The sequence below is a fragment of the Streptomyces sp. NPDC111507 genome, from assembly GCF_055638955.1.
Genome location: NZ_JBVKBU010000008.1, coordinates 358,102 through 372,041 on the forward strand (window position 1 = coordinate 358,102; position 13,940 = coordinate 372,041).

9 protein-coding genes are annotated in these 13,940 nt (G+C 68.8%); 5 read left to right on the forward strand and 4 right to left on the reverse strand.

Annotation, left to right across the window (positions count from 1 at the left end; all coding sequences use genetic code 11):
- Positions 1-52: 52 nt before the first annotated feature.
- From ACZ7M2_RS31005 to ACZ7M2_RS31020, 4 genes are all read right to left on the reverse strand, one after another.
- On the reverse strand, positions 53-3,091 hold the full coding sequence (locus ACZ7M2_RS31005) for an alpha-L-rhamnosidase (protein ID WP_471598167.1): 3,039 nt from the start codon (positions 3,089-3,091) through the stop codon (positions 53-55).
- A gap of 172 nt (positions 3,092-3,263) precedes the next feature.
- Positions 3,264-4,526 carry an ABC transporter substrate-binding protein gene (locus ACZ7M2_RS31010; RefSeq protein ID WP_471598106.1) on the reverse strand — a complete coding sequence of 421 codons (1,263 nt, stop codon included), beginning with the start codon at positions 4,524-4,526 and terminating at the stop codon, positions 3,264-3,266.
- 31 nt (positions 4,527-4,557) lie between these two features.
- Positions 4,558-5,379 (reverse strand): carbohydrate ABC transporter permease, encoded by an 822-nt coding sequence (locus ACZ7M2_RS31015; RefSeq protein ID WP_471598107.1) that lies wholly within the window; start codon positions 5,377-5,379, stop codon positions 4,558-4,560.
- Positions 5,376-6,323, reverse strand: coding sequence for a carbohydrate ABC transporter permease (locus tag ACZ7M2_RS31020; RefSeq protein ID WP_471598108.1), 948 nt, complete (start codon positions 6,321-6,323; stop codon positions 5,376-5,378). The genes ACZ7M2_RS31015 and ACZ7M2_RS31020 overlap by 4 nt, the downstream gene beginning before the upstream one ends.
- Before the next feature lie 332 nt (positions 6,324-6,655).
- Here ACZ7M2_RS31020 and ACZ7M2_RS31025 point away from each other — a divergent pair, with 332 nt between their 5' ends.
- The 5 genes from ACZ7M2_RS31025 to ACZ7M2_RS31045 all read left to right on the forward strand — a co-directional run bounded on the left by ACZ7M2_RS31025 (position 6,656) and on the right by ACZ7M2_RS31045 (position 13,160).
- Positions 6,656-7,699, forward strand: a complete 1,044-nt coding sequence (locus ACZ7M2_RS31025) for a LacI family DNA-binding transcriptional regulator (protein ID WP_471598109.1) — start codon at positions 6,656-6,658, stop codon at positions 7,697-7,699.
- A gap of 842 nt (positions 7,700-8,541) precedes the next feature.
- Positions 8,542-9,402 carry a PaaX family transcriptional regulator gene (locus ACZ7M2_RS31030; protein WP_471598110.1) on the forward strand — a complete coding sequence of 287 codons (861 nt, stop codon included), beginning with the start codon at positions 8,542-8,544 and terminating at the stop codon, positions 9,400-9,402.
- 151 nt (positions 9,403-9,553) lie between these two features.
- Positions 9,554-10,906: an alpha/beta fold hydrolase gene (locus ACZ7M2_RS31035; RefSeq protein WP_471598111.1), complete on the forward strand. Its 1,353-nt coding sequence runs from the start codon at positions 9,554-9,556 to the stop codon at positions 10,904-10,906.
- A gap of 57 nt (positions 10,907-10,963) precedes the next feature.
- The gene (locus ACZ7M2_RS31040; protein ID WP_471598112.1) at positions 10,964-12,523 is read left to right on the forward strand and encodes an MFS transporter; all 1,560 of its coding nucleotides are present in this window, start codon (positions 10,964-10,966) and stop codon (positions 12,521-12,523) included.
- A 115-nt stretch (positions 12,524-12,638) separates the two neighbouring features.
- Positions 12,639-13,160 carry an adenylyl-sulfate kinase gene (locus ACZ7M2_RS31045; protein ID WP_471598113.1) on the forward strand — a complete coding sequence of 174 codons (522 nt, stop codon included), beginning with the start codon at positions 12,639-12,641 and terminating at the stop codon, positions 13,158-13,160.
- Positions 13,161-13,940: the final 780 nt, after the last annotated feature.

The window sequence follows — 13,940 nt, forward strand, 5'->3', positions numbered from 1 at the left end:
TTGAAACGTTTCAGAGCTGGCCGTGCAGGCCCCCATGCACACTCGAACGGGGTCAGCGAAGCCTGCTCGTCAGGCGGTACGAGCCGGACGGCAGCCGGTACGAGGCCACGCCGTCCGTATGCCCGAGGAACCGCACGCCGTCCACCAGGGCCAGCGGAGAGTGCCCCTCGCGGACGGAATCGGCCGAGACGGCCGGAAGGCGCAGAGTGGCCTCGCTGTTGGCCGGCACCAGCACGTCGTACGAGAGGGTCTTGCCCCCGTCACCGACCCTCCACTCGCTCCTGATCTCGCCGTACGGCGACTCGTGCGAGCCCGTGACGTGCGTGATCCTTCCCGTGGGATCGATGTGCGGCTGGAGGACGAAGTGCTTGAAGCCCGGGTGGGCCGGGTCGCGGGCGATGCCCGCCATGTAGGCGTACATCCACTCCATGACGGCGCCGTAGGCGTAGTGGTTGAAGGAGTTCATGCTGACCGGGCCGAAACCGGCTTCCCTGGAGTAGGAGTTCCAGCGCTCCCAGACCGTGGTGGCGCCGTTCTTCACCGAGTACAGCCACGACGGCAGCGCGTCCTGGTGCAGCAGGTCGTACGCCAGGTCCGCGCGACCCTCGTCGCTGAGGACCGGGGCGAGCACGTTGACGCCCAGGAAGCCGACGGACAGCGTGTTCTCGGCGTACTTCACCCGGCTGCTGTTCGGGTGCGCCGCTTTGTAGGCCGCGTCGTTGCCGACGTTGTCCGCCAACAGGCCGACCAGAGTGCGGCGTTGGGCCTCGGTGTCGTAGAAGCCGAGTTTCAGCACCCACAGCAGGGCGGTCTGGCTGTTGTCCTCGGTCTTCTGCTGGGGATCGGAGCCCGGCTCGATCGGGGAGGCGTCGCCGAGGCTGGACCTCAGCGTGACCGTGCCGCCGTCGGTGCTGAGGTACTTCTTTGTGAACGCCTTCTTGATGTTGCCGAAGAGCTGCTCGTACGTCGCGGCCTCCGCCGGGCGGCCGATGGCTCGGGCCATCTGTGCCATCAGGCGGGCGACATAGCCGTAGTAGACGTCGCTCATGAGCTGGGCACTGGTCTTCTGCGGCGCGAGCCAGTCGCCGGTGAGGGAGCCCTGCCCGGCGTAGGTGTCGCCGGTCTGCTGCCGGATCCAGTCGAGATAGCGGGTCATGGCGGGCCAGCTGCTCTCGACGGCGCCCGGGTCGCCGGTCATCTGCCAAAGGGTCCACGGGAGGACGACCCCGCAGTCCGCCCAACCACTGCCGCCGCCTGGGAAGTTGTAGCGTCCGCCGGGTGCGACTCCGGTGAACTGGTCCTTGTCCATGCCGTAGATGGTCTGGGAGTCGACGACGGTGCCCTGGAAATGGCTGAGGAACGCTCCGGCGTCCGCGTTGTACAAGCCGGTGGCGGAGAAGACCTGGGTGTCCCCCGTCCAGCCAAGGCGTTCGTCGCGCTGCGGGCAGTCGGTGGGCACCCAGAGGTAGTTGCCGCGCTGGCCCCAACGGATGTTGCTGATCAGCTGGTTGGTGTCGGGATCGTTGGTGGTGACGGTGCCGGTCTCGTGGATCGCGGAGGTGGCGACCTTGCCGGTCAGGCCGGTGATCGTGACCGTTTCCGTCGCGGTGACGGATGCGTAGCGGAAACCGTAGAAGGTCAGGGAGTCCTGGTGGGTCTCCCCGTGGCGGTCGCCCTTGAGGATGTAGGTGCTGGTGGCCTTGGCGCTGCGGAGGTTGGCCCGGTAGACGGAGCCTTCGGGGCCGTCCGCGCCGGCACTGTCGTCGTTGAGCATCTCACCGAAGCGGAAGGTAACTTGGGCGCCGGCCGGGCCGTGCAGGCTGTAGCGGGGTACGCCGACCATGTTCTGGCCCAGGTCGAAGATGGCGGTGTCGCCGGCTCCGATGGTGACCGGGGTGGAGGCCGCCCTGTGCGGGTCGGTCACTGTGCGGTCGGGGTCCACGACGACACGGCCTCTGCCGTGGGGGCTTTCGTCCTGTCCGGTCACCCCGGTGGCGACGGTGATCGACTGGGGGCGGCGGTCCCAGCGGCTGATCAGCCGGGCGGTCTCGGCCGGGTAGCCGAGGAGTCGGGCGTCCGGGTACGTGGTCTCGAAGGGGACGTGTTCGGTGTCCGACCAACCGGAGTCGTCGAAGCCGGACGACGTCCAGCCCGGCAGCTCCCTGCGGGCGTCGTAGGTCTGCCCGTCGTAGATGTCGTCGATACGGAAAGGGCCGGTGTCGGTGGCCTTCCATGGGCCGTCCGGCCGGGTGACGACGGTCTGGGTCGTCCCGTCGAAGTAGCGGATCAGCAGCTTGGCCTTGAGGGCGAGGGCATTGCCGTGCTCGGAGTAGTAGGTGCTGCCGTCGGAGATCCGGCCGTTGTACCACCCGTTGCCCAGGACGGCCGCCAGGGTGACGACGGCCTGTTCTCGGGCCACGAGCTGCGTGACGTCGTAGGTGAGGTAGTTGACGCGCACGTCGTAGTTCGTCCAGCCCGGGGGCAGCAGTTCGAGGGTGGTTCCGCCGTCCTGCGGGACGGTCACGTGGTGGCCACTGACGTAGGCGTCGTAGACCCCGAGGGCGGAGACGTACAGCCGCGCCTCGCGGACCCGGCCCCTCAACGGTGCCTCCGTGCGCAGCATCGGCGCGCCAGGCGAGTTCGGTACCCTCCCCTTCATCCCGATCCAGTGCGCGTCGTCCCAGCCGGTGACGCCGTCGGTGCTCATGAGGCCCGTCTCGAACCAGCCCACGGGTCCGCTGCCGACCTGGCGGCCCGCGGTGTCCCAGACGGTGACGGTCCAGTAGTAGCGGGTCGAGGCTTTGAGGGGCTTGCCTCCGTAACGGATGGCCACCGACTCGCAGGAGTCGACGCGGCCGCTGCTCCAGACGTCCGCGCGGCCACCGGTCAACCTGCCCGGCGAGCCGGCCACGAGGATTTCGTAGGCGCCCTGGCTTCGCCCGCGCCCGGCGGACCGCATGCGCCAACCGAAGCGGGGGTGCGCGGCGTCCATACCCAGCGGGTCGGTGCGGTGTTCCACGGTCAGTCCGTACACTGCGCCGCCCTCCATGGAGCGAGTCGGTGCTGCCTGCGCGCTCGCGCCGCCACCCATCACACCGGCCACGACCGGCACCGCGCCGGCAGCGGCGGCGAGCACGGTTCGGCGGCGAGGCCCCGTCCGCTGTCCGCCGGCATCGCTGCCGCCTTCGTACTCCGGCTCCACGCCGTCCGTGTCATGTATGTCATCGCTCACTCCGTCGTCCCGTCAGTTCCCGGCATCGCGCTCACGAGCCGGCCTTGTAGTCGATGTCCATCTCCTTGAGGAGCTTCTGGGGTGTGGACTGCCCGCTGAAGATCTCCTGGAGGCCGCTGAGCATGGTCTGCTGCACCTTGGCGTCGGGCCAGCGTTGGTCCATGAACGGCACGGTGCGGTTCGTCCGGATGAACTGCGACAGTTCGGTGAGCGAGGGGTCGACCACGAAACCCGTGTCCGGGAGGGAAGGCAGGCCGCCCTGCTTCTTGACGAACAGGTTCATGCCCTTGGGTGACATCACGAAGTTCAGGAACTTCAGGGCCAGTTGCGGGTTCTTCGCCTTGGCGTTGATGCCGTATCCGGCGCCCGCCGCGGCCGGGACGAGGGTCTGGGACGGGGTGTCGGTCGCCGGGAGTGCCTTGAGCGTGAAGGTGCCCTGCGGGTTCTTCTGCTTGAGGAGGGCGATGACCCAGTTGCCCTGGATGATGCCGAGTGTCCTGCCGGTGGCGGCGAGTTGCTGGCTGGCCTCGTAGTTGGTGCCCAGGGGGTTCTGCTGGAAGCAGCCGGTCTTCTGCATCGTCAGGTACTTGTCGAGGGCGGTGGTCCACGGCGACTGCGCGAATGTGGCCTGTCCGGCCCGCATCTTCTTGTCGAAGTCGCGGTCCGGGCCGTAGACGGTGGTGGCGACCAGTGCGTACAGCACGAGCTGGGTCACCCAGTTGTCCTGGATGCCCAGCGCGAAGGCGGGAGTTCCCTTGGCCTTGGCCGCTCGGCAGAAAGCCAGCAGCTTCGTCCAGGTGTCCGGCGGGGTGAGTCCGGCCTTGGCCACGGCCTGCTGGTTGTAGACGGCGCCGATGCCGTTCTGGCCGAAGATCGCGTTGTACGTCTTCCCCTGGTACTGGGCGACGCTCTTGATCGCGTCGGGCATCCTGGCGGCCCAGGGCTGGTCGGAGAGATCACGCAGGTAGCCCGGCTTGGCCAGGACGTAGGTGGCGCCGGGGTTTCCGTTGCCCGGCCAGACCGACATCACGTCGGGTGCGGTGCCCGAGGAGAGTTGAGTGCGGATCTGCTGCTGGTACTGGTCTGCTCCGCTGGTGGTGTAGCGGACCTTGACGCCCGGGTTGGCCGTCTCGAACGCCTTGACGACGTCCTCGACGGAGCCCTGGTCGACCGAGGCGAGGGTCAGCGTCCGAGAGCCACCGCCGGAGCCGGCCTCGGTCCCGCCGCTGCAGGCGGCCAGGAGGGCGGCGGCTGTCGTCGCGGCGACCAGGGCCGTGAGTGTGCGTGTCTTCATGATGTCTCCCTTGAGGAGAAGAAGGCGGGTGTCATCCCCGCAGCCCTCCGGCGAAGCCGTTGATGATGCTGCGTTGCAGGAGGAAGTAGACGAACAGCACGGGCAGGATGCTGATCACCAGTGCGGCGAAGATGAGGTTCCAGTCGGTGACGTACTGGCCGACGAAACCGGCTATCGCGACCGGCATGGTCTGCTGAGCGCTGCCGCTGAGGTACAGCAACGGGGTGAAGAAGTCGTTCCACACGGCGACCGTGTTGAGCACGAGAGCCGTCACGGTGACGGGTTTGAGCATCGGCAGGACCACGTAGCGGAAGCTCTGCAGTGGGGTACAGCCGTCGATCAGTGCCGCGTCCTCGAAGTCGCGGGGCAGGGCGCGCAGGAAGCCGACGTACAGGAAGACGGTGAACGGAACCTGGAGACCGGAGTAGAACAGGACCAGTGCCCAGGGGGTGCCGAGCAGGCCGAGGTCGCGCATGGTCTGGTACATCGGGAGCGACGCGAGCTGGAAGGGCAGCACCAGTCCGAGGAGGACGAGCAGGTACGTGCCCCGTGACCAGCGGGCCGTGACGCGCGCCAGCGGACAGGCCGCGAGGGAGGAGACAGCCAGCACGATCACGACGCTGCACACGGTCACCAGGACGCTGTTGGCCAGGGCACCGCCCAGCGCGCCCTGCTGCCAGGCGCGGGTGAAGTTCTCCAGGGTCGGCGAACCGGTCGGGCGGATGGGGGACGACGTGTCCGACGCCGGCCGCAGGGCGAGGTTGACCAGGACGTACACCGGAAAGCCGACGACCAGGGCGACGGCGATCATCGAGAGTTCCAGCGCGAGGGTGCGGGGGCGGTAGCGGTTCACGACGCGGCCCTCTCGCTGCGGGACAGCACGACGTACTGCCCGGTGGAGGCGACCGCCACGATGATCGTCAGGACCACCGCCAGGGCGATGCTGTAGCCGAACTCGCCGAGCGTGAAGGCGTCTTTGTAGATCAGGGTCGACAGGGTGTCGGTGGCGTGGCCGGGGCCGCCGCCGGTCAACGCGTACACCTGGTCGAAGAGTTTGATCCCGCCGATGATCGACAGCATCAGGTTGATGGTGAACGCCGGGGCCAGCAGTGGCCTGGTCACCGACCAGAAGCGCCGTACGGAACCGGCTCCGTCGAGCGCTGCCGCCTCATGGATCTCCTGAGGCACCGACTGCATCCCCGCCAGGAAGATGACCATCGAGTAGCCCGCGAACTGCCACACGATCACTCCGACCACCGCCCACAGCGCAAGGCGCGGACTGCCCAGCCAGTCCTGCCGCCAGGAATCGAGCCCCAAGGCGCCGAGCAGACTGTTGACCGCCCCTTGCGGACCCAGAAGGTTGCGCCACAGGTAGGCGGTGACGATGGGGGTGATCACGGCCGGGGCGAACAGCAACACCCTCAGTACGTTGCGGGACTTGATGGCCGAGTTGACGCCGAGCGCCAGCAGCAGCCCCACCGCGTTCTGTACGACCGTGATCGACACGGCGATCAGCAGGGTGTGCCAGATGGCCTGGACCGCATCGCCGTCGCGGAACATGTCGGCGAAGTTGCCCAGCCCCACGAAGGAGTAGTGCGGATCGAGCCCGTCCCAGTCGGTGAACGCGTAGGACAGACCACGGGCGCTCGGCACGAGAACGACGAAGGCGAACAGCAGCAGCGCCGGCGCCATGAACCACCAGGGCGGCGCGGTGCGTGCATGACGGGCAGAGGCGGCGGGGACGCCGTCCGGAGCGTGGTCGCGATCCGGAAGTTGGGCGTTCGGGGCTGGGGCCACAGGCGGACCTGCTTTCTTGAAACGTTTCAAACAGAGCCTGGCGAGGGGGTGCACCGGCTCGACGGAGTGAAGTACCTGCCGACTCCTCGGGTTGTGGAGTGCGGGCGACGCCAGGAGGCGTGTCCCTGATGAGTCAATGGGTAACGTTTCCCACGGGGTGCTGCCAGACCATAGAGAGCGCCTCGCATGACGTCAAGATGCCGTGCACGCTGCACAATTGTTACGAGGACTCTCCCGGCCACCCGGCCGGATCAACGGTGATCGCTCTTACCCGGCGGGGGGTTTGTCCGTACACTTTCGCCAACGTTGCCCACGGCATCGGAGGAAGCCACATGGAGCCGCCCGCATCGCCCCGCCGCGTCACCATCGTCGACGTCGCCCGTCACGCCCAGGTCTCCACGACCGCCGTGTCCAAGGTGCTGCGCAACGCCTACGGAGCCAGCCCGACGATGCGGGCCAAGGTGCGCCGTGCGATCGACGAACTGGGCTACCGGCCATTGGCGGCCGCGCGGGGGCTGCGCGGTCAGACGTACACGATCGGCGTGATGCTGCCCGACATCCGCAACCCCTTCTTCCCCGAGATCCTCGACGGCATCACCGGCTTCCTGGACGAAACCGACTACCAGGTCCTCCTGGGCCCGGGCTGCAACGGGGAGAAGGAGGAGGCCCGCGTCACCGAGGCCATGACCGATCGCGGGATGGACGGCCTCGTACTGGTCGCCCCGGTGTCGCCGCGCGCCCATCTCGACCATGTCGCGTCCGTCGTGCCGACCGTCGTGGTCGGCCGCCACGGGCACTCCCCGGTCTACGACACCGTCGCGGACGACGACGTGGCGGGCGCGGCCCTGGTGGTTGGCCACCTCGCCGAACTCGGGCACCGCCGGATCGCCCACATCGAGCACCACGAGACCGACCCGACCCGCATCGCCGAGATGCCGAACGCCCAGCGCGCCGACGGGTACCGGCGGGCCATGCGGACCCTCGGCCTGGACGAGGGGATCGACGTCGTCTCCACCAGCTACACCCAGCAGGGCGGGTACGAGGGCGCAAAGGAGCTGCTCGTACGTCCCCACAGGCCCACGGCCGTCTTCGCGGGCGCGGATATCGTCGCCATGGGCGTACTGGACGCGGTCGCGGAAGCCGGGCTGTCGGTGCCTGGTGACATCTCGGTGGCCGGCTACGACAACACGACCTTCGCCGCGTTCGGCCCGATCTCCCTGACGAGCGTCGACCAGGCGGGTCGTGAGATCGGCAGGAACGCCGCCCGTCTGCTCCTGGAACGGATCGCGGACCGCGTCAAGCCGTCGGTCCAGGTCAAGCTCTCCCCCACGCTGGTGGCACGGCGCACCACGGCTGCGCCGCCCGGCCCCGGATGAACCCGATGTGAGGGCCAAGGCGCCGGTGGAGCGTCTCCCCCACGTGCCGCCCGCCTCTGTCGCTCGGAGGCTGTCGCGTTGCGCCGGGCAAGCGCGACGACCGCCTCATCACCGACGAACTCACGGTCCTGCGCAGGGAGAACGCCCAGCTCAAGCGGGCGAACGAGGTACTGCGGACGGACGGCGTCGGCTTCTTTCGCGGCGCAACTCGACCCGACCCGACCCGGCTCAGGTGACCGCGCTCGTTCACGAGCATCCGCATCTGGGGGTCGAGCACGTACCTCGGCGCACGCGCTCCGGCACCGGCACTGGCACTGGCACTGGCACGGCCGCGTGACGGTTCTGCGCGCTCGCCGAGGTGACGAGCACGACCAGCAGCAGGCCCAGGCAGTCCGCCGCCACATGCCACTCGCGGCCCGGCACCTTCTTGCCGGCGTCGTACCCGCGTCAGACAGAGTCTGTTCGGACTGCTGTGGCCGCGCTCATGCGTGAGGGTCCGCATCACCGTGGTGCGGTTCCCTGACGGCTCCAGGTGAGTGGTCGCTCATCGGGCCGGATTCCCTGCCCCCTTCTCGTCTTCTGCGGCTTGACGGATGTCGGCCGGCCGGTATCCGGCGTCGGCGGAGAGCTTCGTGGCCTGCTCGACGCCATCGTGCTCACGGTTCGCGGCTCGCGCGTCGCCGAACAAGGCCGACCTCACGGCCGTCTGCCGGGCTGTGGCTCCATCCTTGCCTTCCACCCTCGGCCCCGATCGCCGACATCGGGCCATTCCTCGATCGCCGTCACAGAAATGACACATTTTGCGTCCGGAAGGCAGCACCCGTTCGCCCGGGGCCTACGCTGTGCCGGTGACCAGTGTCGATGTCGCCGCAGGACCGACCGCCGAGAGCGGTCCCGAGCCGCGCACCCAGTCCGTGATGCTGACCTTCTTCGGCGCTCACGTGCTGGGGCGGCCCATCGCCGTGTCGTCGGGGAGCGTGATCGCTGCTCTCGGGAGGTTGGGCAGTACCGAGGAGGCGGTGCGGACCACCTTGAACCGGATGGTCAAACGCGGTCTGCTGGAGCGTCGCCGCCAGGGCCGGAAGACCTACTTCGGCCTGACGCCGCACGCCGTCCAGGTGCTGACGGACGGAAGAGACCGTATCTGGCAGACCGGCGCGGTGAACCGGGACTGGGACGGCCGGTGGACGATGGTGGGCTTCTCGCTGCCCGAGGCATGGAGTCGCGAACGGCACGACCTGCGCTCCCGGCTCATCTGGGCGGGCTTCGGCCCGCTGCAGAACGGCCTGTGGGTGGCCCCTGCGCGCGTCGACGTCCGCGAGATGGTGGCGGGCCTCGGCCTGGAACCGTATCTGCGGGTGTTCCGGGCGGAAGTGGAGACACCGACCGACGTCCGCGAGGTGCTGGAGCAGGCGTTCGACGTGCCGGCCATCGGTGCACGGTACCGGGCGTTCCTGGAGCGCTGGGACCGCACCGACCCGCTGCCCGAAGCGGTCTCCGGCGACGAACTCGCCGGCCAGCTCCTGCTGCACACCGACTGGCTGGACCTGGTGCGACGGGACCCGCATCTGCCCGCCGAGCACCTTCCGGGGGACTGGCCCGCCGCTCAGGCGGAGACCGTCTTCCGCGGCCTGGCCAGCCGCTGGGAACGCCCGGCCGCACGCGCGGCCGCCCGACTGCTCGACACCCTGACGCTGGACTGATCCGCACCCGGGCCCCGCGCATCCAGACGCGGACCGGCCTGTCTCATTATTGGGCAGTGTATTGACGGCAATGAAAAAAGAGCCCTACATTCGCAGCGCTCGTCCAGCTCGCTCCCCCACTCGGTCCCCCTCGACTCGCGGAGCCGCCGCCATGCCCCGACCCCGTTTTTCGACCCTCGCCGCCGCCTGCGCAACCGCCCTCGCGACCGCCCTGATCGGGCCGGCGACCGCCGCCCGGGCCACGACCGCCGATCACTACTCCGGCACCCTGTCCGACGGCGCCACCTGGATCGCGGACAAGCCCGCGCAGTGGAACGGCAGCCTGCTGCTGTTCAGCCATGGCTTCGGACCGACCACCGCCGCCGACGCCCCGTCGACCGCGGTGCGCCAGGCCCTGCTGAACGCCGGCTACGCCCTCGTCGGCTCCTCCTACGACCCGAACGGCTCGATGTGGGCGCTCGATTCGGCCGAGCGGGATCAGCTCGCCGCGCTCACCGCCTTCCGTCGACAGGTCGGCACACCCACCCGGGTCATCTCGGTGGGCCAGTCCATGGGCGGCCTCATCAACGCCCAGATCGCCCGCGACGGCGCGGGCCGCGTCGACGGTGCGCTCGGCCTGTGCGGCCTGGTCGCGGGCGGCGTGGATCTGGACAACTACCAGTTGGACGCCGAGTACACCCTGGCCACGCTCTTCGACCCTGCCGATGCCGACAAGCTCGTGAACCTGGACAGCCAGACCGACGCCGGCGCCCTCGCCGACCGGCTCACGAAGGCGGTGGAATCGGCGCAGCAGACCCCGTCGGGACGCGCCCGGATCGCCCTGGCCGCCGCCTACCTCAACCTGGCCGACTGGGCTCCCGGCCAGCAGCCTCCCGCGCGCGACGACTTCGCGGGCCAGGAGGAGCAGCAATACGCATGGCTCGCTCAGGGCCTGCTCGGGTTCATCGTCCCGGCACGCTGGTCGGTGGAGCAGTCCGCCGGCGGCAACACGTCCTGGAACAAGGGCGTCGACTACGCCGGGCTGCTGCGCAAGTCCGCCCACGCCAAGCAGGTCGAAGCGCTCTACCGCGACGCCGGACTCGACCTGCGCACCGACCTGAACCAACTCACCCGCGGTGCGGACATCACAGCCGACCCGGCGGCGGTGGCTCATCTGAAGCGGACCTCCACCGCCGGACAGGGCCTGGACATGCCGCTGCTGGACATCCACACCACCGCCGACCAGTTGGTGCCCGTCGAGCAGGAATCGGCCTTCGCCGGACGGGTGCGCAGGGCCGGAGACTCCGCACTGCTGCGACAGGCCTATGTGGCACGTCAGAGCCACTGCAACTTCACCACCGCCGAAGCGCTCGCCGGGCTGCACGCCGTGGAGCACCGGCTGGACACCGGGCACTGGGCCAACTCCGCCACCACCGCCGAACTCCAGCACAGCGCCGACGAACTGGGCCTCGACGGCGCCGCCTTCACCGACTACCGGCCGAATCGTCTGACCGGTACCCGCTGACCCCGAAGCGTCCCTACCCCACCTCAAGCTTGCGCGCCTCAGGAGCCCTCCGTGTCAATGACGACCGAAACCTCCGCCAGAACCGCGACCGGCCTGACCACCGGCACCCTGGTCGCCGGTCTCCTCGCCGTCTGCCTCGCCCAGATCGGTCTAGCCATACCGGCCACCCTCAACGGGCTGTTCCAGTCCGACCTGCACCCGGTCGGCTCACAGCTCACCTGGATCTCCGACGCCTTCCTGCTCCCGGTCGCCGTACTGGAGCTGACGTTCGGCCTGCTCGGCGACCTCTTCGGCCGCAAGCGGCTGCTGGTCGGCGGCGCTTCACTGCTGGCCGTGGGCGAGCTGGTCAGCGCCACCGCCCCCGGCATCCACCAACTCTGGGCCGGACAGGCCCTGGCAGGCCTGGGCGCCGCCGCCCTCTTCCCGACGTCACTGGCCATCCTGGCCGCCGGCACCACCACACCCGCACAGCGGGCCCGGGTCATCGCGATGTGGGCGGCCCTGCTCTCCACCGGCGGATTCCTCGCCCCGCTGCTCGGAGGCATCACCGCCACCTACGGCTCGTGGCGATGGTCCTTCGTCGTGGTCACCGCCATCGCCGCGGCAAGCGCCGCCGTCAGCACCCTGTTCGTAGTCAACTCCAGCGCACCCGCAGGACGTTCACTCGACATAGCGGGCCAACTGACCATCGGCCTCGGCCTGTTCTCTCTGCTCTACGCCATCATCCAGGGCCCGACGGACGGCTGGGCCTCACCCTCGATCGTCATCGCCTTCGTCCTGGCGGCCGTGTTCCTCGCCGCCTTCGTCCTGGCCGAGAAGCGCGCCAAGTCCCCGCTCCTTCGCCTGGACCTGTTCCGCAACCGCGCCTTCGCGGTGGCCTCGGTCGTGGCCGTGGTGGGCATGTTCGCCTTCCTGGGCACCGCCTACTCCGTCAGCATCCGGCTCGGCCCGGTACAGGACCAGGCACCGATGCGGACAGCCCTGGCATTCGTCCTGCTCAACGGCATCACACTGGTGATGCTGCCACTGACCGAGCGGCTGCTGAGAACCGTGGCACCCGGGCTGCTGCTCGGCGCGGGGCTGCTGCTGATCGCGGCGGGAGACTACTGGGCGGCCACGCTGCCGATCACCGACAGCGCCTTCACCTCACTGATCCTGCCGCTCGGGCTCGTCGGCCTGGGCTTCGCGATCACCGTCTCGTCGATCACGGCAACAGCCGTCAACACCGTGCCAGTTCACCTGGCAGGCATGGCCAGCGCCACCACCAACCTGCTGCGAGACTTCGGCTTCACCCTCGGCCCGGCCGTCATCGGCGCCGTGGCCCTGAGCCGCGCGGCGAGCACCTTCTCCGACTCCCTGCACGACTCCGCCCTGCCCGGGGCGCTGAAAGGCGCAGGCACCGCCGTACTCCAAGAGGGCGGCCCACTCGCGGTCAACGGCGCCTCCGCAGCGTCACCAAAACTGGCCGACCTGCACCCACTCGCCCTGGACGCCCTCGGCCACGGCTACTCCATCGGCTTCGTCGTCTGCGGCTCAGCCGCACTGCTCTCCGCGCTACTGGCCCTCGTCACACTCCGCGGCCGAGCCGCTCCCCGTGACCATTCCTCAGAGCACTAGGACGTGTGCCGATAGTGGGTCAAGCAGTGCCCGACTCGGCGAGTCATGGGGCAGCGCGTACCCTCTCAAGGCGCTGATCATCTGTGCCTGGAGAGCTCGTGTGAGCTTGGATCTGGTGTCCGTCGACCGCGCGCCGGCCGCCGGGGCTGTTCTGCTGGCCGGCATCCCCGGGAGCGGGAAGTCCACGGTGGCCGCTGCGCTGGCCACCCGCCTGCGAATGTCGGCCCACATTGAGGTGGACGCACTCCAGGGGATGATCGTCAGCGGTGGGCAATGGCCCTCGCCGACCGCGAACCCGGAAGCCGACCGGCAGATCTTCCTGCGGGCCCGCTATGCGTGCCTTCTGGCGGACAGCTTCGCGCGGGCCGGTTTCATCCCCGTACTCGATGATGTCGCGGTCCGCCGTTCCCACCCCGACTTTCATCGCTCGACACTGGCGGCCGTGCCGCTCCACCTCGCCATCCTGGCTCCCGGACCGACAGTGGCGTGGCGCTGCAATCAGGCTCGGGAGAAGGTCCTGGCCACGGACTGGTCGCCGCTGGATGAGGCGATGCGCTCCGAGCTCGGGCAGCAGGGAACCTGGGTCGACGGAACAAGAAGCCTGGACGTCCACCGACCGGGACGAGGCGGCAGCTGATCGACGGCATACGGTTTTCGGACCCGCACCGGCGTCCCGTGGCGTGACGTCCCGGAGAGTTCAATCCGGTCGAAGGTGTGTGGGCGCACCTGAAGAGGTCACTGGCCAACCTCGCCACACACAGCCTCGACCAGCTCACCGCACGGTCCACCGTGATGGTGTCGCGATCCAGTGCGGGCAACCCCAGGTGGTCACAGATCAGCTGGGTCAGCTGCTCCTCGTAGGACTCGTTCTGATGGTCAAGTCCGGCCGCCGTAATGAGGGGGGCCATCTTGTTGGGCCAGTACTCTCCGACGTAGTCGGGATCCTCGTAGTCGATGCAGGACGATATCCGGCCATCCCTGTAGTGGTACGCCTTGGGCCCGTGGGCCTTGGCAACGCACGGGTTGGGAACGAACACCATCAGCTCAACGCCCTGGGGGCACAGCTCGCGGTAGTCGAACTCGTCGTAGTCGTCGCTGTTGAACATGTGGTGCACGATCACGCCCCAGTCGCCGGCTGCTGTGTCGCTGCTGTAGGCGAACGGCGGCCGGTGCCGAGCGGACAGACGATCGGCCATGGCAGCCAGACTGGTCCCCTTGAAGTAGACCAGGACGGTTTCGTCTTCCCGGTACCGCTTTTCTTCCATCCACGCTACGACGCCGCAGCCGATCCAACTTGTCATGCTCGGCAACATAACCGGCGCCACTGACATACCAAAGCCCAGAGCCGACACACGACGCCGAGGTCAACCGCCCCACCCGCGCCGTCGGAGCAGAACACTCTGGTCGCCGACTCACC